This window comes from Burkholderia sp. AU33545, from assembly GCF_020419685.1.
Lineage (GTDB): Bacteria > Pseudomonadota > Gammaproteobacteria > Burkholderiales > Burkholderiaceae > Burkholderia > Burkholderia diffusa.
The window spans coordinates 416,652-438,319 of the sequence record NZ_JAIZRQ010000003.1 but is presented as its reverse complement, the minus strand read 5'-3'; the positions used below and the strand labels follow the sequence as shown (position 1 = coordinate 438,319).

Genomic DNA, 21,668 nt, shown 5'->3' with positions numbered 1-21,668 from the left:
TCCCGGGGTATTGGAAAAATCCGGTATGTTTTGTCCAAATTTATTGAGCACACGGAACGCATACAAGCCGATTTATTGTCCACGGCGCGAATGTGGTACAAAAACCGTTCAATTCGTTTCATTTCCATCGCATACCATCCCGGGACGCACGCCGATCCCGACGGAGGAGACACATGCGCGAAACCGCCCCCGCGCCGCCCGACGGCGCGCTCGCCGACGACGCGCGCGTCCTGCGCGCCCTCGCCGTGCTCGAAGCGCTCGCGTCGGCCGGGCAGCCGTACACGCTGTCGCAGCTTGCCGCGCGGCTGCGCATTCCAAAGGCGACGCTGCTGCGCCTGATCGAGTCGCTCGAAACGCGCGGCTACGTGATCCACATGCCCGACTCGCGCGGCCACGACCGCGGCATCGCGCTCGGCCCGCGTGCCGCGCAGTTCGCGCTCGCGGCGCTGTCGAACAACACCTTCACGCGCGGCTGCCGCTCGGTGCTGCGTGCACTCGTCGACGTGCTCGGCGAAACCTGCAACCTCACCGCGCTCGATGGCGACACGGTGCTGTATGTGGAACGCGTCGAGACGACCGAGCCGCTGCGGCTCGAGATGCGGCCCGGCATGCGCGTGCCGCTGCATTGCACGGCGAGCGGCAAGCTGTTCCTGTCGCAGATGAATGCGCTGGAGCGCAACGCGATGCTCGCGCGGCTCACGCTGAAGAAGATGACCTACCGGACGCTGACCGACGCGCAGTTGCTCGCGGCCGAGCTTGACCGGCTCGCGGCGCGCGGCGTCGGGATCGACAACGAGGAATTCGTGCGCGGAATGGTGGCAGTTGCGGTGCCGGTGAAGGATGCCGCAAGCGGTCGCGTGCTCGCGGCGCTCGCCGTGCATGCGCCGACCGCGCGCGCGACACTCAACGATTTACTGGAGAACGTGCCGAAGATGCGGGAGGCGGCTACGCGGCTCGCGCCGCTGTTGCATGCGAGCGATGGCGCGCCGCCGGGTTGACGCGGCTGTGCGCGGTCACGCGGTCACGCGGTCACGCGGTCACGCGGTCACGCGGTCACGCAAGGTGATAACGCAGCCAGAAGGTTTCACGGCATGCGTTGTCGAACGTCATCCGCGTCGGGCCGATCGGTTGCGCATCGGGATGGCGGAGCACGTCGTAGTCGATCCAGCATTCGGCGCACAGCAGATCGGACGGCGCGCGGTCCTGCTCGACCGAGCGGCGCACGATCGCGCCGTTGTCGAAGCGGTATTCGGTTTCGTCGCGCGTGACCTCGACATCGTCGTCGGTCCAGCGCTCGTGCGACGTTGCATGCGACACGATCGACACCGGGCCCGCGAGCCCGTGGATCGCGGCGATATAGGAAATGAGCTTGTCCATGGCGAGGCGGCAACGAAACGGATGGCCGCATCGCGCAACGCATGCCGCGCGATACGGCCCGAGCGGCGAGTATAGCCGCGCGCCGAAGACCTTGCCGCCGGCGGGGTTTCGCGCGCTACGCCTCCAGCGCGAGCACCGCGAACGTCGCGAGCCAGTGCTCGCCCATGTAGTCGCCGGCCACGTGCGCGAGCGCGCTCGCGAGATGCCGGTCGGCCGCATCGAGCAGCTTCGCGCGTCGCGCATCGCCTTCCGGCAGCGCGCCGGCGAGCGAACGCTGGCACCACGCGCGGCTCAGGTTCAGCCCGTCGAGGTGCGCGATCTTGCCGTCGCTGCGATCGCTGACCGTTGCCGGCTCGAACAGCGTCGCCGGCTCGCCGCGCGCAAGATCGGGCAGGAAACGCGCGAACCAGCCGTCGAATTCGGCGGCCGGCAACACGCGCCGCATCAGCTCGGCTTCCATCAGCGCCGGCGACAGGAATTCGTCGCCCGACGGCTCCCACGCCTGGCAGGCGACGTCGTTCAGGTGCCAGCGCTTCGCGGTATCGACGATCAGCGCCGCAAGCCCGTCGCGCTGCGTATCGCGCGCGAAGTCGAGTGCGAGCGCCAGCGCGAACGCGGTGTTGAAGTGCGTGCCGACGCGCAGCGGATAGGTCGCTTTCGGCAGGAAGGTTTCGAAGCGCGCCACGAACAGGTCGGTGAGCGGCGCCATCGTCTTTGCCCAGCGCGCGGCCTGCGGCAGCGCGCCCTTCAGCGCGAGCCGCTCGAGCTGCGCGGCGAGCGCGAGCAGCCACGCCCAGCCGTACGGCCGCTCGAAGCCGGCGTTGTGCGGCAGCGCGAGATACGCGCGCTCGCCGGCGACGTTCGCATCGGTGAAGTGCGCATCGACGATCGCGATGATTCGCTCGGCCTCGGGCAAGGCCCGATAGCGTTCGAGCATGCGCAGCACGAGCCAGTAGCCGTGCACGCACGAGTGCCAGTCGTAGCTGCCGTAGAAGATCGGGTGCAGCGCGCGCGGCGCCTGCACGTCGTGCGGCCCTTCGAGCGAATGCGTGAGCTTGTTCGGGTATTCGCGGGTCAGGTGCGCGAGTGCGAGCGACGCGAATGTCGAGGCGAGTTCGGGTGTGAGTCGGTCGGTCATGAGCATCTCGTCCATCGGGTCAGAAGCGGAGTCACAAGCGGACTCAGAAGCGGAAAGCGAACGCGTACATCAGCAGCGTGTTCACGGCCAGCAGCAGCACGGCCGTCGGCCATTGCGCCTTGATCACGCCGTTCTTGTCCTTCAGCTCGAGCAGCGCCGCCGGCACGATGTTGAAGTTCGCGGCCATCGGCGTCATCAGCGTCCCGCAGAAGCCGCTCAGCATCCCGATCGCGCCGACGATCGCCGGGTTGCCGTGAAACTGGTGGACGATCAGCGGCAGGCCGATGCCGGCCGTCATCACCGGGAACGCAGCGAAGCCGTTGCCCATGATCATCGTGAACAGCGCCATGCCGACCGTGTAGGCCGCGACCACCGCGAACGGCGAATCGATCGGCACCCACTCCTTCACGAGCCCCGACACCACGCCGCCGACGCCCGCGACCGCGAACAGCGCGCCGAGCGCCGCGAGCATCTGCGGCAGGATCGCGGCCCAGCCGACCGCGTCCATCGTGTGGCGAGCCTCCTTCACCGCATGCACCGGCGAATCGCGCAGCATCGCGAGCGCGACGGCGAACGCGACGAGCGTGCCGAGCACGAGCGAGATCAGCGTCACGCTCTTCTGGTCGACGAACGGCACGTGCTTCAGCGCGAAGGTGCCGATCAGCGTGACGACCGGAATCAGCAGCGCGGGCAGGAACAGCTTGTTGCCGAAACGCTGTGCGAGCGTCTCGCGTCGCAGGGCCGCGGCCTCCCCGGCTTCGTCGGACTTGCCGCGCCCGAGCTTGCCCGAGCCGGCAATGACCGCGAGCGCGATCGCGAGGCAGCCCATCACGAAATGCGGCAGCAGCGCACCGAACAGGAACGTGAGCGCGTAGATCGCCCAGAACGCGAAATTGACGACGCGGCGCGGGTTCGTGCGATCGGTCAGGTTGAAGCATGCAAATGCGGCGAACATCAGCCCCGCGAGCGTGTACAGCGATTCGAGGCCGATCATCGCGCGCCCTCCTGCGCCAGCAGGCCGCAGCCGCGCGCCAGCCGGCGGTCGAGCAGCGCGAGGCGCGCGCAGTGGATCAGCAGCGCGGCGATCGCGGTCGGAATCGCCCACACCGACAGGTGCAGCGGCTCGATGGAGATCCCGTTCTGCTCGAGAAAGCCCTTGATCAGCAGGATCGACTGGATCGCGATGAAGATGTCCTCGCCGAAGAACACGGCGACGTTGTCGGCGGCCGACGCGTGTGCGCGGATCTGCTGGCGCACCGACTCCGGCAGCTCGCCGTCCCGGTTGACGGCGGCGGCCTCGGCCATCGGCGCGATCAGCGGCCGCACCATCTGCGCATGGCCGCCGAGCGACGTGAGGCCGAGTGCGGCCGTCACCTGGCGCAGCACGAAGTACAGCATCAGCACGCGGCCCGTGGTGGCCGCCTGCACGCGCGAGATCATCCGCTTCGCCTGCTCCTTGAGCCCGTTGCGCTCGAGCAGCGCGATCACCGGCAGCGTGAGCCAGATCAGCCCCATGTAGCGGTTTTCGGTGAACGCCTTGCCGAACGCGCTGACGATATCGACGAGATTCAGCCCGCCCGCCAGCCCTGTCGCAAGCCCCGCGATCGTGACCACCAGCAGCGCGTTGAAGCGCAGCGCGAAACCGATCACGACGATCGGCACCCCAATCAGCACCAGCATTGCCCCTCCTTGTGATGGATGCGCGGCGCCGTGAAGGCGCGCCGCCCGCCCGGTTTCGACCGGCTTCAGGCGGAAAAATCTAACACGAGACTTTATCGATAAAAAGTCGACAATTTGAGGCTTCGGGTAAACGTTGAAATCAACGCCACGTTGCGTCGCCCGTGTGTCCGGGGTGTTTCGGCGGGACGATTCGCGGCGGGTGGCGGGTGGCGGCAACGCGCGCGCGGCACGCACGATTCCGGCCGGCGTGCCGGGGATGGCCCGCGCCCCGCCGCGTATGGCGGAGCGTCGGTGCGCCGACTACACTGGAAGGCATCGCAACGTTCGGGAGAGCCGCCATGATTGACGTATTCCAGACCATCGGCAGCCGCGCGTTCTCCGCTCATCTGGCGAAGGACGGGATGGTGACGCTGATGGAACAACGCCATGAAGTCGATCGCGTGACGCTCGCGACCGCCTATGCCGCGCTCGTCGAGGAATCGGAGCAGGAAGCCGACCTGCTCGACGCAACGGTCGAAGGGATGATGCGCGCGCTGATCCAGGGGTACGCCCGCAGCCATTGAACGACTGAACGCGCACCGGGCGCGGTGCGCCGGCCTGCTCGCGGCCGGCTCGCCGGTGCCTGCGCGTGCGCCCGTGCCGGGCGCCGCCCCTCCCGCCGTCACGAACGCGTCGGCGACGGATTGCCGCGCGGCCGCATCATCCGGCACATCGCTGTCCGGCGTCCCGGGCGGCAAGAAATGCCACCTGGCCATCGAGGAAAGGGTCGGAACCGACGCAATGCGCAATTTTTTCGATTGCCGCCGCTCGCGCCGCATGACAGCATTCGGGGCGTCGCCAGTCCAAAAGAATTCCGTGCCGTCCGCCCGCCGATGCCGTTCGGCGGCGCCGACCGGCGCTGCCTTTCATGAACCCGGCCCACATCCAACACTACGAACCGACCGGAGTATCCCGCTTGTGAACATCGGCATCGTCAACGACCTCCCGCTTGCCGTCGAGGCGATGCGCCGTGCGCTCGCGCGCCGGCCCGAGCATCGCGTGCTGTGGGTCGCGACCGACGGCGCGCAGGCCGTCGAACTGTGCGCCGCGCAACCGCCCGACGTCGTGCTGATGGACCTGATCATGCCGAAGTTCGACGGCGTCGAGGCGACGCGGCGGATCATGCGTTCCAGCCGCCCGTGCGCGATCCTGATCGTGACGAGCTGCATCGGCGCGAACGCGTGGCGCGTGTTCGAAGCGATGGGAGCCGGCGCGCTCGATGCGGTCGACACGCCGCGCCTCGGCGAAGCCACGGGCGGCGACACCGCGCAGCTGCTGCTCGCGAAGATCGACCAGATCGGCCGGCTGCTCGAGGCGCCCGGCGGTGTCCGCGCGGCCGGCACGGCCTCGCGCGCGAGCGGCGGCCCGCTGATCGCGATCGGCGCGTCCGCCGGCGGCCCCGGCGCGCTCGCGTCGATCCTCGGCAGCCTGCCGGCCGACTTCAGCGCGCCGATCGTGATCGTCCAGCACGTCGACCGCGCGTTCGCCGAAGGAATGGCGCAATGGCTCGACGGCCAGACGCCGCTGACCGTGCGCGTCGCGCACGAAGGCGACCGCCCTCAGCCGGGCGTCGCGCTGCTCGCGGCGACCGACGATCACCTGCGCATCACGCGCACCGGCACGCTCGAATACACGCGCGAACCGGCCGCCACGCCGTACCGGCCGTCGGTCGACGTGTTCTTCAACAGCCTGACCGAGCGCTGGCCGGGCCGCGTGATCGGCGTGCTGCTCACTGGCATGGGACGCGACGGCGCGATCGGCCTGAAGGCGCTGCGAATGAAGGGCTGTCACACGATCGCGCAGGACGAGGCGACCAGCGCCGTCTACGGCATGCCGAAGGCGGCCGCGACGCTCGGCGCCGCGCGCGCGATCCTGCCGCTCGAGCGCATCGCGGGCGAGCTGGTGGCACTCGCGCGGATCTGATCCCGATGAAACCCTGTCACACCCATCGCTGCCCTGGCGCAACCCTGCATCAATCATGACTAGCGACTTCACCCGCGCGCCCAGCGGCCTGCATGCGGCGTTCGACGCCGCGCACGCGACACCCGCGCCGCATGCCGACGCCCCCGCGATGGTCCTGCTGGTCGACGACCAGACGATCGTCGCGGAAGCCGTCCGGCGCGCGCTCGTCGACGAGGACGGCATCGACTTCCACTACTGCCCGCGCTCGGACGACGCGCTGGCGACCGCGATCGAGACGCGACCGACCGTGATCCTGCAGGATCTCGTGATGCCCGGCACCGACGGGCTGAGCCTCGTGAAGGCGTACCGCGCGAATCCGGCGACGCGCGACGTGCCGATCATCGTGCTGTCGACGCAGGAAGAGCCCGTGATCAAGAGCGCCGCGTTCGCGGCCGGCGCGAACGACTACCTCGTGAAACTGCCGGACCGCATCGAGCTGATCGCGCGGATCCGCTATCACTCGCGCTCGTACATGAACCTGCTTCAGCGAGACGAGGCCTATCGCGCGCTGCGGCAATCGCAGCAGCAACTGCTGGAGGCCAATCTCGAGCTGCGGCGCCTCACGCATTCGGACGGCCTCACCGGGCTGTCGAACCGCCGCTATCTCGACGAATATCTGGCCGCCGAATGGCGGCGCGGCACGCGCGAGCGCAGCGAGCTGTCGCTGCTGATGATCGACGTCGACAACTTCAAGCTGTACAACGACACGTACGGCCACGTGTCGGGCGACGGCGTGCTCAAACAGGTCGCGACCACCATCGAACGCTGTCTCGGGCAGTCCGGCGATCTCGCCGCGCGTTTCGGCGGCGAGGAGTTCGCGGTCGTGATGCCGGCCACGTCGCCGGGCGCCGCGCGGCTGCTCGGCGAGAAGATCCGCCTCGCGGTCGAGTCGCTGCGGCTCGAGCACGCGCACTCGTCGACGGGTCGCCACGTGACGATCAGCATCGGCGGCGCGAGCATCGTGCCGGCCGCCAGCCTGCCGACGACGTCGCTGATCGAGGCGGCCGATCGCGCGCTGTACCGCGCGAAGCACGACGGCAAGAATCGCGTCGAGGTCGATGCGCCGCCCGCACCGCCAGCTCCCGCTGCCCCACCGGACGGCGGCGGTTTCGCGTGAACCCCTAGACGGCGACGAGCCGGCGTGCGTAGTCGGCCGGATCGAGCGGCCTGCCGAACAGGTACCCCTGCTGCATGTCGCAGCCGATCTGCTGCAGGAACCACGACTGCGCCTCGGTCTCGACGCCTTCGGCCGTGACCTTCATCCCGAGCGAATGCGCCATCGCGACGACGGCCTGCGTGATCGCGACGGAGTCGCGATGATCGGGCACGCCCGACACGAATGAACGGTCGACCTTCAGGTTGTGCAGCGGAAAACGCTTCAGGTACGCAAGCGACGAATAACCGGTGCCGAAGTCGTCGACCGAGATCCGCACGTTCATGTCCGTGAGCGCCTCGAGCATCGGCAGCACCGTGTCCGTGTCGTTCATCAGCAGTCCTTCGGTAATCTCCAGTTCGAGCGCGCCCGGATCGAGCCGCGTCTGTTCGAGGCAGCGGTCGACCGATTCGACCAGCCCATCGTGGAACTGCCGCGGCGACAGGTTGACCGCCAGCATCAGGTCGGGTGCGATCGTGCGGCGCCATTCGGCGGCCTGCCGGCAGGCCGTTTCGAGCACCCACTGGCCGATCGCGACGATGAGCCCGCTATCTTCCGCAACCGGGATGAATTCCGCAGGCGACATCGGCCCGAGCTCCGGGCTCGTCCAGCGCAGCAGCGCTTCGGCACCGACCGTGCGGCCGCTGCGCGCGTCGACGACCGGCTGGTAGACCAGCCGCAGCGCATCCGAGGCGATCGCGCGCCGCAGCGACTGCTCGATCGCGAAGCGGCGCTGCAGGCGCAGGTTCAACTGCGCGGTGAAGAACGTGAAGTGGTTGCGGCCGCGCTGCTTCGCGTCGTACATCGCGGAATCGGCGTTGCGCATCAGCGTGGCCGCATCGTCGCCGTCGCGCGGCGCGACGCTGATCCCGATCGACACGCCGAGCCAATACTCGTTGTTCGCGATCGCGAACGGCTTCGCGATCGTGTCGATCACCTCGCGCGCGAGCACGGCGAGCGCGTCGGGATCGTCGCAATCGTCGACGAGGATCACGAACTCGTCGCCGCCGACGCGCGTGAGCGAATGACGCCCGCCCCCGCAGGCCGCGAGGCGCGCCGCGACGCTGCGCAGCAGCGTGTCGCCGGCGTCGTGCCCGGCCGTGTCGTTGACCTTCTTGAAGCCGACGAGATCGATGAACAGGATCGCGACACGCGCGGCCCCTGCCGCCGCATCGCGCGCGCCGAACAGCTCGCGCATCCGGTCGGAGAGCCAGCGCCGGTTGTAGAGGCCCGTCAGCGCGTCGCGCGTCGCCAGATAGCGCAGTTGCTGCTGCGCTTCGCGCACGGGGCCGATGTCGTGAAACGACACGAGCACCGATTCGGGCTGCGTCTCGCCCGGCTTCACGATCGGCACCGCGTTGCCGCGCACCCAGATGACGTCGCCGTCGGCGAGCCCGAAGCCGACCGTGTAGTCGAGCTGCGGCATGGCCGTGGTGAACGCGCGCCGGCTCGGCCAGTCGTCGGGCGCGACCGGCGTGCCGTCCTCGTACAGCTTGTACAGGATCACCGTCGACAGGCGGCGGCCGACGAGGTCGCCCTTCACGCGCATCATCCGGTTCGCGCTCGGATTGCTCGCGACCACCACACCGTCGGGCGACACGACGAGAATCCCTTCGTTCAGGCTGTTGACGACCAGGCGGTGATGTTCCTCGCTGCGCACGAGCTGCCGCGCGATCGAGTCCTGATGCACCGCGAGGCCGACGCTGTTGCCGATATCGCGCAACAGGTCGGTTTCCGCGTCGGTGGGCCGCCGCGGCGTGCGGTGATAGACAGCGAACGCGCCGAGCACGGTGCCCGCGTCGTCCAGAAACGGCACCGACCAGCAGGCACGCAGGCCGAGCGGCAACGCGAGCGAACGAAAGTCGGCCCACAGCGGATCGGTTTCGATGTCTTCGACGGCGATCATCCGCCGCTCGTACATCGCCGTGCCGCACGAGCCCGCGGCGGGCCCGATCGATGCCCCGTCGATCGCCGCGCTGTACTGCGCGGGAAGCGACGGCGCGGCACCGACGTGCACGTGCACGCCGTCCGCGTCGAGCAGCAGGATCGTGCACGAGGCGCCGTCGCCGAGCAGTGCCTCGGCGCGCCGGCAGACCTCGACGAGCAGTTCCGGCAGCGGTGTGTTGCGCGTGATCAGCCTCAGCACGCTCTGCTCGGATGCGAGCACTTCCGCCGCGAGGCCGAGGCTGTAGCGAGAACTTTGCGGTTCGGTATTCAAGCTGAATCCTGCCGTCAGTTCGACCGGGTCTGATGCGCCCGATTCGTGAGCGATGCTTCGTGCCGTTTTCCGCGCCGGGCTTAGCGACCCCGGTGCGTCCCCATTCCGGCGCGCCCCTGATGCGCACCAAAATACATTTAACACCAATCCGTGCAGCCCTGCGCGTCGCTGCGCATCAGTGCTTACGCGCGGTCGCGGCCGGCCTGCCGCCGGAACCCGATTCGTCAGATGATTGCGCCGCCGTCAGTCCTTGCGGATATGTTCGGCGAGGAAGTCGATCAGCAACCGCACGCGCGGCAGGAGCCCGCGCCGGGACGGAAACACCGCGTGAATCACGCCGCCCTTCGGCGCCCACCCCGGCAGCACGTCGATCAGCGTGCCGTCGCGCAGGGCGTCCTCGACGACCATGCACGGCAGCTGCACGATGCCGACGCCGTGCATCGCCGCGTCGCGCAACGCGTGCATGTCGTCGGAGATGTAGCGCGGGTGATGGCGCAGTTGCGCCTGCTCGCCGTTCGGCCCGATCAGTTGCCACACATGATGCCGCGGCGGCCCCCAATCAAGGCTCGGTTCGCCGGCCAGCTCGGCCGGTTCGGTCGGCACGGCGCGCCCGTTCAGCCACTGCGGCGCGGCCACCAGCCGCTGCGGGCTGTCGGCGAGGATCCGCATCACGAGGTCGCTGTCCTCCAGCGGCGGGAAACGCACGCGCAGCGCCAGGTCGAAGCCTTCGCTCAACAGGTCGACGCGGCGGTTCGTCGCTTCGAGATGCACGTGCACCGCCGGATGGATCGCCATGAAGCGCGCGATGAGCTCGCTCACGCGATATTCGAGCAGCGCGGTCGGGCAGCTCACCCGGACGATCCCGCGCGGCTCCGCGTGCCGGCGCTCGATCACCTCGCGCGCCGCGTCGGCTTCAACCAGCACCGCGAGGCAGCGCTCGTAGAATTCGCGGCCGGTTTCCGTGACCGTGAAATGACGCGTCGTCCGCTGCAGCAGCCGCACGTCGTATTGCGCTTCCAGCGCGGCGATGCGCCGGCTCAGCGTCGACTTCGGGACATTCAGCACGCGCCCCGCCTGCGTGAATCCGCCGTGCTCGACCACCTTCACGAAATAGTAGAGGTCGTTCAGGTCATCCATGATTGTTCCACCCATAGAACACTGACGGCATTTTAAGGGGCTGGAAACCCGTTTGTTGCGCGAATAGCATCTTTATTCGATGGCCAAGCCGGCAGCATTCGCCCGCCGTGCAACCGCATCGGACGTCTGCGACGGCACGGGCGTACCGCCGCGACGACGATCCCGACGCCACGGCGGCACTCCCCCGGACCGTCGGGATTTCTCCCACTTCCTGCTCTGTCTCTGGAGGCAACCATGGCAAGCGAACCGATTCGCGATCCCGCGAACGACCACCTGCTCACCCCGCAGAACGCGGCGTTCATCGTCATCGATTACCAGCCGGTCCAGGTGAACTCCATCGCGTCGATGGATCGCCAGCTGCTGATCAACAACATCGTCGGCGCATCGAAGGCCGCGGTCGCGTACAACCTGCCGATCGTCCACTCGACCGTCAACGTGAAGACCGGCCTGAACAAGCCGCCGATCCCGCAGTTGCGCGCCGCGCTCGAAGGCTATCCGACCTACGACCGCACCAGCATCAACTCGTGGGAAGACGTCGAGTTCCGCAAGGCCGTCGAGGCCACCGGCCGCAAGAAACTGATCATGACCGCGCTGTGGACCGAGGCATGCCTGACCTTCCCGGCACTCGACGCGCTGAAGGCCGGCTATGAAGTCTATGTGGTCGTCGACGCGGTCGGCGGCACGTCGGTCGCCGCGCACGAAGCCGCGCTGCGTCGCATCGAGCAGGCCGGCGGCCAGATGATCAGCGTCGCGCAGCTGTTCTGCGAGCTGCAGCGCGACTGGGCGCGCAGTGAAACCGTTCCCGCGTTCATGAAACTGTTCATCGAAACCGGCGGCACCGCGGGCATCCAGTTCGCGTACGACAAGAGCTGATTCCGGCGCGGACCCGATACGCGTCGCGGCCGCAAGCGCGCGTTGCGTGACTTGACCCGCCCGAGCCGGTCGGCCCGGGCGGGTAGCGCGCCGACGGGTAAGCCTTCTCCAGCGCGGCCCCGAGATCCGCGTCTGACGCCGTGCCCGCCCTCCCGGGCACCTTCGATGCCGCACCGCGCGCTTCACTCGCGACGACACGGCCAGCCGCGTTCGCGGATACGTGCTTCAATGTCGTTCGAACCGGCGTCGCGCGTTGCCAGCCCGCCGCGCATCGCCTCCCCCGACCGACCTGCACGGAATCCCATGACGAACCCTGCCGACATCAAGGCGCTCGTTTTCGACGTGTTCGGAACGATCGTCGACTGGAGAAACGGCGTCGCGCGCGAAGCCGCCACGTTCCTGGCGCGCCATGCGCCGGATCGCGATCCGTTCGAATTCGCCGATACATGGCGCCGCGAATATTCGCCGTCGATGGAGGAAATCCGCAGCGGGCGCAGGCGCTACGTGCGGCTCGACGTACTGCATCGCGAGAACCTCGTGCGCACGCTCGACCGCTACGGGATCGACGGCGTGCCCGACGCGGAGATCGACGCGCTCAACCTCGCGTGGCACCGGCTCGATCCATGGCCCGATTCCGTCGCCGCGCTGCAGCGGCTGAAACAGCGCTACATGATCGCGCCGCTGTCGAACGGCAACATCCGGCTGATGGTCGACGTCGCGAAACACGGCGGCCTGCCGTGGGACGCGATTCTCGGCGCCGAAGTCGCGCACGCGTACAAGCCGTCGCCGAAGGTCTATACCGAAGCGGTCGAGATTCTCGGCGTCGCGCCGGCCGAGCTGTGCCTGGTCGCCGCGCACAACGGCGATCTGGCCGCCGCGCGGCAACTGGGGCTCGCGACCGCGTTCGTGCTGCGGCCGACCGAACACGGGCCGAACCAGACGACGGATCTGAAAGCCGACGGCGCGTGGGATTTCGACGTCAAGGACCTGCACGAACTCGCGGACCGGCTCGGTTGTCCGGGTTGACGCACGGCCACGTGCCCGGATGGCGTTCGCGACGTGAACGTGCAAGCGTCACCGCGGCCCGGTTACGTTCGTCGTCGTAGCTGATCGACACGGGACGGTTGGCCCGTGACGCACCGCCGCGCTCAATCCCCGATGAATCGCAATTGCTCGGACTCTCCCATCAGCAATGCCCGATTCGCGTCCGCCGCCGCGCGCAGGTAATCCCACAGCGCCGTCACGCGGCGCAGCTTGCGCAGGTCCTCGCGACACGTCAGCCAGAAGCACCGCGTGACCACCACGTCGTCCGGCAGCACCGGCACCAGCGCCGGCTGCGTGGCCGCCATGAAGCACGGCAGGATCGCGAGCGCGCCGCCCTGCAACGCCGCGAACACCTGCGCGATCACGCTCGTCGTGCGCAATCCGGCGGTCGCGCCGGGCACCGCGCGCTCCAGGTACAGCAGCTCGCTGCTGAACGCGAGATCGTCGACGTAGCTGATGAACGCATGGTGCGCGAGATCGTCGGTGCAGGTAATCGGCGCGTGGTTCGCCAGATAGTCGCGCGTCGCATAGAGCCGCAACTGGTAGTCGCACAGCTTCGTGACCACGTAAGGCCCGCGCTCGGGCCGCTCGAGCGTGATCGCCAGGTCGGCCTCGCGCTTCGGCAGGTTGACGAAATGCGGGACCGGCAGCAGATCGACCGTCACGTGCGGGTGCTCGACGCGAAACCGCGCAAGCTGCGGCGCAAGGAAAAAGCAGCCGAACCCTTCGGTCGACCCGATCCGCACGTGGCCCGACAGCGCCTCGCCGGTATTCGCGACCTGGTCGCACGCGGACTGCACGGTCGTCTCCATCGCATCCGCATACGCGACGAGCCGCTGCCCCTCGGCGGTCAGCGTGAAACCGCCGGAGCGTGACTTGTCGAACAGCAGCGTGCCCATCGCCGCCTCGAGCGCGCGAATGCGCCGCGCGACGGTCGTGTAGTCGACGCCGAGACGCTTCGCCGCCCCGCTCGCGCGCTGCGTGCGGGCGACTTCGAGGAAGAAGCGCAGGTCGTCCCAGTTCAGGTTGCCGGAAACCGGCTCGGTGGCGTGTCGCATCTGCGGGAAAAAGGGCAGGAATCTCCGGGCCGGCCGTCGATATGCATAAATGCACATCCAACCGGTTTTCTTGTCGGTACATTGTGGATCTGCGCATAACTATACTCGACCGTGACCTGCGGACCATGAGCCGCGGGCAAAAAATACGGAGACACCATGCAGACACGATCCACCCTCGATGAGCATGCAGCCGTCGCGACGCCGGCCCCCGCCCGCACCGCGAGGCACTACCTGCTGGCCGGCTGGGCCAGCATGGCCGGCACCACGATCGAGTGGTACGACTTCTTCCTCTACGGCACCGCCGCCGCGCTGGTGTTCAACCGCATCTTCTTCCCGTCGCTGGACCCCGTCGTCGGCACGCTCGCCGCGTTCGGTACGTTCGCGGTCGGCTTCATCGGGCGGCCGATGGGCGGCATCGTATTCGGCCACTTCGGCGACCGCATCGGCCGCAAGTCGATGCTCATGATCACGCTGCTGCTGATGGGCGTGCCGAGCATGATCATCGGGCTGATCCCGTCGTACGACCGCATCGGCTACTGGGCCGCCGCCCTGCTGATCGCGATGCGCTTCCTGCAGGGGATGGCGGTCGGCGGCGAATGGGGCGGCGCGGTGCTGATGGCCGTCGAACACGCGCCGAAGGGTCGCAAGGGGCTGTTCGGCAGCCTGCCGCAAACGGGCGTCGGGCTCGGGCTGATCCTCTCGTCGGTCGCGATGGCCGCGGTGGCCGCGCTGCCGGAAGCCGACATGCTGTCGTGGGGCTGGCGCGTGCCGTTCCTCGCGAGCATCGCGCTCGTCGGCCTCGGCTGGTTCATCCGCGCGAAGGTGCCCGAGTCGCCGGACTTCGAGAAGATGCAGCGCCAGGGCAAGGCCGAGAAGTCGCCGGTGACGGCCGCGCTGCGTCGCCATCCGCGCGAGGTGCTGACGATCGTCGGCGCGCGCGCCGCAGAGAACACGTGGTTCTACATGGTCGTCACGTTCGCGCTCGCCTATGCAACGCAGCAGTTGCATCTGCCGAAGGCCGAAATGCTGCACGCGATCACGGCCGGCGCGGCGCTGTCGCTCGTCACGATGCCGCTGTGCGGGCATCTCAGCGACCGCATCGGCCAGCGCCGGATGTTCGCGATCGGCCTCGTGCTGATGTGCGCGTTCGCGGCACCGTTCTTCATGATGCTCGGCACGCAGCAGACGTCGTACGCATGGTGGGCGATCGTGCTCGGCCTCGGCGTCGTGTTCCCGATTCTTTATGCACCGGAGTCGCTGCTGTTCGCGCAGCAGTTCCCCGCGGAGATCCGCTACAGCGGCATCTCGCTGTCGGTGCAGCTCGCCGGCGTGATCGGCGGCGGCTTCGCGCCGATGATCGCGACGTCGCTGCTCAAGGCCGGCGGCGGCCAGCCGCACTACGTGATCGCGTACCTCGTCGGCTTCGGTGTGTTCGCGCTCGTGTGTACCGCACTGATGCGGCCGGCACGTCCCTGACGCATCGACACACGCCGGCCCGTCTTTACCCGGTTTTCCATACGACTTGCCGTCCGCCGTGGCTGCACGCGCGACGGACGCAAGCCACCCCTTTTTCGTCGCACCATCGTTTCCCGGAGAGTTCCATGAACGCCGCAGTTCCCCAGACCACCCTCGCCCTGCCCACCGCCAAGCTGCTGATCGACGGCGCGTTCGTCGATTCGCAAAGCGCCGAATGGGGCGACATCGTCAACCCCGCGACGCAGGAAGTGATCGGCCGCGTGCCGTACGCGACGCTCGACGAGGTCGATGCCGCGATCGCGTCCGCGCAGCGCGCTTTCCAGACCTGGAAGACGACGCCGATCGGCGCGCGGCTGCGCATCATGCTGAAGTTCCAGGATCTGGTGCGCCGCAATCTCGAACGGATCGCGCACACGCTGACGGCCGAGCAGGGCAAGACGCTGCCCGATGCGCAGGGCGACATCTTCCGCGGCCTCGAAGTGGTCGAGCACGCATGCTCGATCGGCACGCTGCAGCAAGGCGAATTCGCGGAGAACGTCGCGGGCGGCGTCGATACCTACACGCTGCGCCAGCCGATCGGCGTGTGCGCGGGCATCACGCCGTTCAACTTCCCCGGCATGATCCCGCTGTGGATGTTCCCGATGGCGATCGTGTGCGGCAACACGTTCGTGCTGAAGCCGTCCGAACAGGATCCGCTGTCGACAATGCAGCTCGTCGAGCTCGCGATCGAGGCCGGCGTGCCGCAAGGTGTACTGAACGTCGTGCACGGCGGCAAGACGGTGGTCGATCGCCTCTGCACGCACCCGGACATCAAGGCGATCTCGTTCGTCGGCTCGACGCGCGTCGGCACGCACGTGTACAACCTCGGCAGCCAGCACGGCAAGCGCGTGCAGTCGATGATGGGCGCGAAGAACCACGCGGTCGTGTTGCCGGATGCGCATCGCGAGCAGTCGATCAACGCGCTGGTCGGCGCGGGCTTCGGCGCGGCCGGTCAGCGCTGCATGGCGACGTCGGTCGTCGTGCTGGTCGGCCGCGCGCGCGACTGGCTGCCCGATCTGGTCGAGAAGGCGAAGGCGCTGAAGGTCAACGCCGGCGCCGAAGCCGGCACGGACGTCGGCCCGGTCGTGTCGAAGGCGGCGAAGGCGCGCGTCCTGTCGCTGATCGACGCGGGCGTGAAGGAAGGCGCGGCGCTGCTGCTCGACGGCCGCGACGTGAAGGTGCCCGGCTACGAGCAAGGCAACTTCGTCGGCCCGACGATCTTCTCGGGCGTGACGACCGACATGTCGATCTACACGGAAGAAATCTTCGGGCCAGTGGTGGTCGTGATGGAAGTCGACACGCTCGACGAAGCGATCGCGCTCGTGAACCGCAACCCGATGGGCAACGGCGTCGGCCTCTTCACGCAGAGCGGCGCGGCCGCGCGCAAGTTCCAGAGCGAGATCGACGTCGGCCAGGTCGGTATCAACATCCCGATCCCGGTGCCGGTCCCCTACTTCAGCTTCACCGGCTCGCGCGGCTCGAAGCTCGGCGATCTCGGCCCGTACGGCAAGCAGGTCGTGCAGTTCTATACGCAGACGAAGACGGTCACCGCGCGCTGGTTCGACGACGACGCGACGGCCGGCGGCGTGAACACGACGATCGCGCTGCGCTGATTGCGAAGCATGGGACCGGGCGAAGCGCTTAAGCGTCTAGTTCGGTCGACCGCGAAGCATGGGACCGGACCAAGCGCTGAAGCGACAAGTCCGGTCGACCGCGAAGCATGGGACCGGGCGAAGCACTTAAGCGCCAAGTCCGGTCGACCGCGAAGCATGGGACCGGACTAGGCGCTAAAGCGCCAAGTCCGGTCGACACTGGAGCCTGTACATGGAAATTGCATTCATCGGACTCGGCAACATGGGCGGCCCCATGGCCGCCAACCTGCTCAAGGCCGGACACGCCCTGACGGTGTTCGACCTCGACGCGAACGCAGTCGACGCCGCGACGCGCGCGGGCGCGACGGCGGCCGCGTCGCCGCGTGAGGCGGCCGCCCGCGCGTCGCTGGTGATCACGATGCTGCCGGCCGCGCAGCACGTGCGCGCGGTTTATCTCGGCGACGACGGCGTCCTGGCCGGCGCGCGCGCCGGCGCAACGTTCGTCGACTGCAGCACGATCGATCCGGGCACCGTGCGCGCAGTGGCCGACGCCGCCGCGCAACGCGACTTCCCGCTCGCCGATGCGCCAGTGTCGGGCGGCACCGGCGGCGCGCAGGCCGGCACGCTGACCTTCATGGTCGGCGCGGAAGGCGCGCTGTTCGAGCGCATCCGCCCGGTACTGCTCGACATGGGGAAGAACGTCGTGCACTGCGGCGGCACCGGCACCGGGCAGATCGCGAAGATCTGCAACAACCTGCTGCTCGGGATCTCGATGATGGGCGTGTCGGAAGCGATGGCGCTCGGCGCCGCGCTCGGCATCGATCCGGCCGTGCTGGCCGGCATCATCAACACGTCGACCGGCCGCTGCTGGAGCTCGGACGCATATAACCCGTACCCGGGCGTGAACGACGCGGCGCCCGCCGCGCGCGGCTACTCGGGCGGTTTCGCCGCAAACCTGATGCTGAAGGATCTCGGGCTCGCGACCGAAGCCGCGCGCAGCGCACGGCAGCCGGTGTGGATGGGCGCGCTCGCGCAGCAGCTTTATCAGTCGATGAGCCAGCAGGGGCTCGGCACGCTCGACTTCTCCGCTTGCGTGAAGCTGTACGAAGCGCACCCCGCGTAACGCGGCCGACGGACGTGCGCCGACCCGCGATGCCCATCAATGGCACCGCGGGTCGATTCACTTCCGGAGCAGCGCGGGCGCGCAGGCCGCGGCCGCACGGGCGACGCAGCGCTTATCCGCGCGGGTTCGACGCCGTCTCGAAGGTCGGATGGCACTCGAACGCGAGTTCCGAGCGCGCGTCGACGCGGCGGCCGCCGGTCACGGACTCCTGCTTCAGGCTCGCGCGCATGCCGCGCTGCGTGCAATAGTTGGTCGCTTCGTTGACGGCTTTTTCATGGGCGTCGGCCCACGTCGTCGACACGCCGAGCGTGCGCGTCGTCACGGTGAAGACGTTCGGGTTCGACGTCGTGGTCACGTCGGAAGCGGTCGAACACGCGGCGAGCAAGCATGCAGCGGCCGCGATGGTCAACCCTCGCAGGGATCGAAAAGGTACAGGGATGGACATGGGAGGCAAGCGCACGTCGATTCGACGGCATTGAGCAACATAGGCGACAGTATGCCTGCCCGATTGCCGGAGATCATGCCCTTTTCGGTGAACACATTGTTTCGAATGGTTAAACGATGGGTGATCCAGGCAAGATTTACGGGCCGCGTCGCGCCTGGCGTTGCCCCGTGAGTCGCTTTTCCCGGCCGCCGTGCGCCTTCTTCACGTGCGCCGGTCAGTGCGAGCGCGCCTGCCGGATTCTCGCCGAGGCCTCCTCCAGGTTTTGCCACGCCGGTTGACCGGGCGCGTAGCGCGCGCGGATATATGCGGCGAGCTCGGCCATCTGCCGGTCGTCGAACGCGTCGCGGAAGCCCGGCATGTAGCCGAGCGCGTCGGTGGCCGGATGGTCGATCCCGTCGTGCAGCACACGCAGCAGGTTGTCGGGCGCCGCCTGGCTGACGCTCGTGTTGAGCCCCATCAGCGGACGCACGCCGAAATGCCCGACCCCGCCCGATTCCGCGTGACACACCGCGCACGCGGCATCGAACGCACGCCGGCCGCTCTCGAGGCCGAGCGTCGCGACGGTTTCCGCACCGTGCGCACGGCGGGTCGCCGCGTCGGCCGCCATGGCCGCATCGACGGGCGGTGACAGCGACGTCAGGTAATGCGCGATCGCCCGAACGTCCGATTCGGGCAGCGCCGCGAGCCCCGCGACGACCGGCGCCATCGGCCCGGCCGCGACGCCGTGCTGGGCGGAGAAACCGGTGCGGAGGTAGTCGAACAACGCGCCTTCGGTCCACGGCACCGGCGACGCCGGCGACGCGATGAGCGGCGGCGCGACCCATCCCTCGGCCTCGCCGCCGGCCAGGTACGCGCGCCCGCCCTGTTCCGCGCCGAGCGCGTTGCGCGGCGTGTGGCACGCGCCGCAGTGCCCGGCGCCGTCGACCAGATACTTGCCGCGATTCCACGTCGCGGAGCGCGCCGGGTCCGGTGCGAACGGCCGCGCATCGTGAAACAACCAGTTCCATCCGGCGACGAGGCGCCGCTGGTCGAGCGGGAACGGCAGCTTCGTCTTCGGCGGTGCATGCGTCACCGGCGGCTGCGACATCAGATAGGCATAGAGCGCGAGCAGGTCCGGCTCGCTCAGCTTCGCGAATGCGGTGTACGGAAATGCCGGATACAGATGCGATCCGTCGCGGCCGATGCCTTCGCGCATCGCACGCGCGAACGCCGGATACGACCATGTGCCGATGCCGGTTTCCAGATCGGGCGTGATGTTGGTCGTGTAGATCGTGCCGAACGGCGTGTCGAGCGCGAGACCACCCGCGTTGGGCGCCCCGCCGGGCGCGGTATGACAGACCGCGCAATCGCCGGCGAGCGCAATCAGGCGGCCGCGTTCGAGCGTCGCCGCGCTCCACATCGCGCTGTCCGCGCCGCCCGTCGCGACCGGCGCAATCGGCGCCGGGCCCGGCAGGATCGCGCACGCGAGCCCGATCAGCCCGCCGACCACCCCGCCCGCGCCGCCACCGGCCAGCCAGCGGCGCCAGCGCGATGACGCACGACGCGGCGTGCCGGAATGGCTCTCACCTGAATCGACCGGCACCGGCCGGGCCAGCGCCTCGCGAATGCGCGCAGCATCGAACGGCGGCGCGCGAAAACGCACGCCCGTCGCGTCATGCAGCGCGTTCGCGATCGCAGCCGCGGCCGGCGCAGCGGCCTGCTCGATCCGTTGCGCATCGTATGCCGACAGCGACCGGATGCGATCCGCGCCCGGTGCGGCGGCGTCGAACGCGACGAGTTCATGCGCGATCGCATCCGGCGCGACATCGCCGCCGGTCTCGTCATGGGCCGGCCGTGCGGACAGCCGTGCGCCCATCACGCGCGAAATCGCCGCCTCGATCTGCCATGCGGGCAAGCCCGCCATCGACGCCTGCCCAGGTTCGCCCGCGCCCTGCCCGGCGACGACGCGGCGCACCGCGACGTCGCCCGTCGCGCGATCGACGTCGAGATCGACGACCCACGCGGACCAGTGGTGGGCGTTGTCACCGCCCGCATCGGTTTGCGGGTTTTCGTCCGCGGACAGCGCATCGGGCGCACCGGCACCGTCGAACGCAAAGCCGCGTCCGCTCAAGCGGTCAGGCATGCGCGCCGTCGCCGGTTCGCCCCACGCGGCGCGTTCGCTGACCATCCGGATAATCTCGCGCGGCCCTGCATCGCGCGACGCATCGAGATGCTGCAGACGCAATGCGACCGGATCGCGCTTCAGCGCACCGGCCAGCTCGTCGACGAACGATTCGCGCGCGAATGCGTGCGCGTGGCCCGGAATCGTGTGGTGGGTGTCGGCCATCTCGATCGACGTCTGCGCATGTCGATAGACGAACGGCGACGATGACGTCGACGCCCCGCCCTCCGCCGTCGTCCGCCGCGCGTCCGCCACCGTGCATGCCTGCGCGTGATAGCGCCACGTCGTCATCCTGCCGTCGGCGGCGGTCCGTGTTTCGACATCGAACGACGCCTGCGCGCGCGCATCGCCGATCGGCCACTCGTAACGCGCGCGATGCGTGCGCGCCGCGTCGTCCGCACGCCGCGCCGAACCCACCGCCACTTCATCGCATCGCACATCGCCTGCATCCGTTTCGGGCTGCGCGAGCACGCTCGGGTCATGCTTCATCGCCGTCGTCCCGCAGATAGCGCGCGGCCCGATGCACCGCGCGGATGATCTCCAGGTGCGTGCCGCAGCGGCAAAGATTGAAGCGCAGCGCGTCGCGGATCGCTGCATCGTCCGGCGACGGATTGCGGTCGAGCAACGCTTTCGTGCTCATGATCATCCCGTTGAGGCAATAGCCGCACTGTGCGGCCTGCTCGTCGATGAACGCGCGCTGGATCGGATGCGGCGCCTCGCGCGCGCCGAGCCCTTCGAGCGTGGTCACGTCGCGCCCGTGCGCGGCGGCGGCCGGCACGACGCACGCGCGTGTGGCCTGCCCGTCGACCAGCACCGTGCACGCGCCGCACTGCCCGAATCCGCAGCCGTACTTCGGGCCGTTGAGCGCGCAGTCGTTGCGCAGGATCAGCAGCAGCGGCGCGTCGGGCGCAGCTGCGTCGAACGTGTGCGGCATGCCGTTCACGCGAAAAGCGAGCGGCCGCGACGGGGAAGCGGGATGGGACATGAATGGGTCCGGAATGGGGGCGCGGGCCGGAAGACCGGCGTGCCAATGCCTGGGGCCGGCGGCGGGCACGGCCGCCGGCTCGCGATGGCCGGCGTCGCGCACCCGCTCACGTATAACACGCCGAAATGCGCGCGTATCGCCGCATCGATCGACGATACGGCGGCGTGG

The 21,668-nt window shown here is 68.7% G+C and carries 19 protein-coding genes; 9 read left to right on the top strand and 10 right to left on the bottom strand.

The features are described 5' to 3' along the window. Nucleotides 1–173 precede the first annotated feature (173 nt). Nucleotides 174–998, top strand: coding sequence for an IclR family transcriptional regulator (locus tag LGM71_RS12070; protein ID WP_059598796.1), 825 nt, complete (start codon nucleotides 174–176; stop codon nucleotides 996–998). Between the two features lie 55 nt (nucleotides 999–1,053). Here LGM71_RS12070 and LGM71_RS12065 read toward each other — a convergent pair whose 3' ends face one another. From LGM71_RS12065 to LGM71_RS12050, 4 genes are all read right to left on the bottom strand, one after another. Then, nucleotides 1,054–1,377 carry a hypothetical protein gene (locus LGM71_RS12065; RefSeq protein WP_059598795.1) on the bottom strand — a complete coding sequence of 108 codons (324 nt, stop codon included), beginning with the start codon at nucleotides 1,375–1,377 and terminating at the stop codon, nucleotides 1,054–1,056. Nucleotides 1,378–1,492: 115 nt separating this feature from the next. Further along, nucleotides 1,493–2,515: a DUF2891 domain-containing protein gene (locus LGM71_RS12060; protein ID WP_151049649.1), complete on the bottom strand. Its 1,023-nt coding sequence runs from the start codon at nucleotides 2,513–2,515 to the stop codon at nucleotides 1,493–1,495. A 43-nt stretch (nucleotides 2,516–2,558) separates the two neighbouring features. After that, nucleotides 2,559–3,509 (bottom strand): DUF979 domain-containing protein, encoded by a 951-nt coding sequence (locus LGM71_RS12055; RefSeq protein WP_124628333.1) that lies wholly within the window; start codon nucleotides 3,507–3,509, stop codon nucleotides 2,559–2,561. Further along, nucleotides 3,506–4,195, bottom strand: coding sequence for a DUF969 domain-containing protein (locus tag LGM71_RS12050; RefSeq protein ID WP_226114936.1), 690 nt, complete (start codon nucleotides 4,193–4,195; stop codon nucleotides 3,506–3,508). Before LGM71_RS12050 ends, LGM71_RS12055 begins: the two co-directional genes overlap by 4 nt. 338 nt (nucleotides 4,196–4,533) lie before the next feature. Here LGM71_RS12050 and LGM71_RS12045 point away from each other — a divergent pair, with 338 nt between their 5' ends. The 3 genes from LGM71_RS12045 to LGM71_RS12035 all read left to right on the top strand — a co-directional run bounded on the left by LGM71_RS12045 (nucleotide 4,534) and on the right by LGM71_RS12035 (nucleotide 7,313). Beyond that, on the top strand, nucleotides 4,534–4,758 hold the full coding sequence (locus LGM71_RS12045; RefSeq protein WP_039357299.1) for a hypothetical protein: 225 nt from the start codon (nucleotides 4,534–4,536) through the stop codon (nucleotides 4,756–4,758). A gap of 394 nt (nucleotides 4,759–5,152) precedes the next feature. After that, nucleotides 5,153–6,157 (top strand): chemotaxis response regulator protein-glutamate methylesterase, encoded by a 1,005-nt coding sequence (locus LGM71_RS12040; RefSeq protein WP_124628337.1) that lies wholly within the window; start codon nucleotides 5,153–5,155, stop codon nucleotides 6,155–6,157. Nucleotides 6,158–6,212: 55 nt separating this feature from the next. Continuing rightward, a complete protein-coding gene (locus LGM71_RS12035) occupies nucleotides 6,213–7,313 on the top strand; it encodes a diguanylate cyclase (RefSeq protein WP_319000382.1) in 1,101 nt (366 codons plus the stop codon). Nucleotides 7,314–7,317: 4 nt separating this feature from the next. Here the strand turns inward: LGM71_RS12035 and LGM71_RS12030 are convergent, their stop codons facing one another. Next, entirely contained in the window at nucleotides 7,318–9,567 is a 2,250-nt protein-coding gene (locus tag LGM71_RS12030; RefSeq protein WP_226114935.1) for a putative bifunctional diguanylate cyclase/phosphodiesterase, read from the bottom strand. A 243-nt stretch (nucleotides 9,568–9,810) separates the two neighbouring features. Further along, complete coding sequence (locus LGM71_RS12025; RefSeq protein ID WP_226114934.1) at nucleotides 9,811–10,704, bottom strand: LysR substrate-binding domain-containing protein; 894 nt, start codon at nucleotides 10,702–10,704, stop codon at nucleotides 9,811–9,813. A gap of 234 nt (nucleotides 10,705–10,938) precedes the next feature. On the opposite strand from LGM71_RS12025, the gene LGM71_RS12020 reads away from it, so the two are divergent. Continuing rightward, a complete protein-coding gene (locus LGM71_RS12020; protein ID WP_059679170.1) occupies nucleotides 10,939–11,577 on the top strand; it encodes a hydrolase in 639 nt (212 codons plus the stop codon). A 303-nt stretch (nucleotides 11,578–11,880) separates the two neighbouring features. Beyond that, nucleotides 11,881–12,603 (top strand): haloacid dehalogenase type II, encoded by a 723-nt coding sequence (locus LGM71_RS12015; RefSeq protein WP_059598787.1) that lies wholly within the window; start codon nucleotides 11,881–11,883, stop codon nucleotides 12,601–12,603. Nucleotides 12,604–12,725: 122 nt separating this feature from the next. Here LGM71_RS12015 and LGM71_RS12010 read toward each other — a convergent pair whose 3' ends face one another. After that, entirely contained in the window at nucleotides 12,726–13,679 is a 954-nt protein-coding gene (locus LGM71_RS12010; protein WP_124628345.1) for a LysR family transcriptional regulator, read from the bottom strand. Between the two features lie 156 nt (nucleotides 13,680–13,835). Between LGM71_RS12010 and LGM71_RS12005 the strand changes: the two genes are divergently transcribed. The 3 genes from LGM71_RS12005 to mmsB all read left to right on the top strand — a co-directional run bounded on the left by LGM71_RS12005 (nucleotide 13,836) and on the right by mmsB (nucleotide 17,909). Continuing rightward, complete coding sequence (locus tag LGM71_RS12005; protein WP_226114933.1) at nucleotides 13,836–15,155, top strand: MFS transporter; 1,320 nt, start codon at nucleotides 13,836–13,838, stop codon at nucleotides 15,153–15,155. Between the two features lie 125 nt (nucleotides 15,156–15,280). Further along, complete coding sequence (locus LGM71_RS12000) at nucleotides 15,281–16,807, top strand: CoA-acylating methylmalonate-semialdehyde dehydrogenase (protein WP_226114932.1); 1,527 nt, start codon at nucleotides 15,281–15,283, stop codon at nucleotides 16,805–16,807. A 211-nt stretch (nucleotides 16,808–17,018) separates the two neighbouring features. Beyond that, nucleotides 17,019–17,909, top strand: a complete 891-nt coding sequence (mmsB, locus tag LGM71_RS11995; RefSeq protein ID WP_174908276.1) for a 3-hydroxyisobutyrate dehydrogenase — start codon at nucleotides 17,019–17,021, stop codon at nucleotides 17,907–17,909. 112 nt (nucleotides 17,910–18,021) lie between these two features. Here the strand turns inward: mmsB and LGM71_RS11990 are convergent, their stop codons facing one another. The 3 genes from LGM71_RS11990 to LGM71_RS11980 form a co-directional block, all read right to left on the bottom strand. Beyond that, a complete protein-coding gene (locus LGM71_RS11990; protein WP_059524879.1) occupies nucleotides 18,022–18,354 on the bottom strand; it encodes a hypothetical protein in 333 nt (110 codons plus the stop codon). 214 nt (nucleotides 18,355–18,568) lie between these two features. Further along, nucleotides 18,569–21,004, bottom strand: coding sequence for a c-type cytochrome (locus LGM71_RS11985; protein ID WP_226114931.1), 2,436 nt, complete (start codon nucleotides 21,002–21,004; stop codon nucleotides 18,569–18,571). Continuing rightward, nucleotides 20,994–21,500, bottom strand: coding sequence for a (2Fe-2S)-binding protein (locus LGM71_RS11980; protein WP_124628354.1), 507 nt, complete (start codon nucleotides 21,498–21,500; stop codon nucleotides 20,994–20,996). Before LGM71_RS11980 ends, LGM71_RS11985 begins: the two co-directional genes overlap by 11 nt. Nucleotides 21,501–21,668: the final 168 nt, after the last annotated feature.

Coding starts and splice junctions, on each gene's coding strand:
- LGM71_RS12070 (WP_059598796.1), top strand. CDS start 174: ATGCGCGAAACCGCCCCCGCGCCGCCCGACGGCGCGCTCGCCGACGAC.
- LGM71_RS12065 (WP_059598795.1), bottom strand. CDS start 1,377: ATGGACAAGCTCATTTCCTATATCGCCGCGATCCACGGGCTCGCGGGC.
- LGM71_RS12060 (WP_151049649.1), bottom strand. CDS start 2,515: ATGACCGACCGACTCACACCCGAACTCGCCTCGACATTCGCGTCGCTC.
- LGM71_RS12055 (WP_124628333.1), bottom strand. CDS start 3,509: ATGATCGGCCTCGAATCGCTGTACACGCTCGCGGGGCTGATGTTCGCC.
- LGM71_RS12050 (WP_226114936.1), bottom strand. CDS start 4,195: ATGCTGGTGCTGATTGGGGTGCCGATCGTCGTGATCGGTTTCGCGCTG.
- LGM71_RS12045 (WP_039357299.1), top strand. CDS start 4,534: ATGATTGACGTATTCCAGACCATCGGCAGCCGCGCGTTCTCCGCTCAT.
- LGM71_RS12035 (WP_319000382.1), top strand. CDS start 6,213: ATGACTAGCGACTTCACCCGCGCGCCCAGCGGCCTGCATGCGGCGTTC.
- LGM71_RS12025 (WP_226114934.1), bottom strand. CDS start 10,704: ATGGATGACCTGAACGACCTCTACTATTTCGTGAAGGTGGTCGAGCAC.
- LGM71_RS12020 (WP_059679170.1), top strand. CDS start 10,939: ATGGCAAGCGAACCGATTCGCGATCCCGCGAACGACCACCTGCTCACC.
- LGM71_RS12015 (WP_059598787.1), top strand. CDS start 11,881: ATGACGAACCCTGCCGACATCAAGGCGCTCGTTTTCGACGTGTTCGGA.
- LGM71_RS12010 (WP_124628345.1), bottom strand. CDS start 13,679: ATGCGACACGCCACCGAGCCGGTTTCCGGCAACCTGAACTGGGACGAC.
- LGM71_RS12005 (WP_226114933.1), top strand. CDS start 13,836: ATGCAGACACGATCCACCCTCGATGAGCATGCAGCCGTCGCGACGCCG.
- LGM71_RS12000 (WP_226114932.1), top strand. CDS start 15,281: ATGAACGCCGCAGTTCCCCAGACCACCCTCGCCCTGCCCACCGCCAAG.
- mmsB (WP_174908276.1), top strand. CDS start 17,019: ATGGAAATTGCATTCATCGGACTCGGCAACATGGGCGGCCCCATGGCC.
- LGM71_RS11990 (WP_059524879.1), bottom strand. CDS start 18,354: ATGTCCATCCCTGTACCTTTTCGATCCCTGCGAGGGTTGACCATCGCG.
- LGM71_RS11985 (WP_226114931.1), bottom strand. CDS start 21,004: ATGAAGCATGACCCGAGCGTGCTCGCGCAGCCCGAAACGGATGCAGGC.
- LGM71_RS11980 (WP_124628354.1), bottom strand. CDS start 21,500: ATGTCCCATCCCGCTTCCCCGTCGCGGCCGCTCGCTTTTCGCGTGAAC.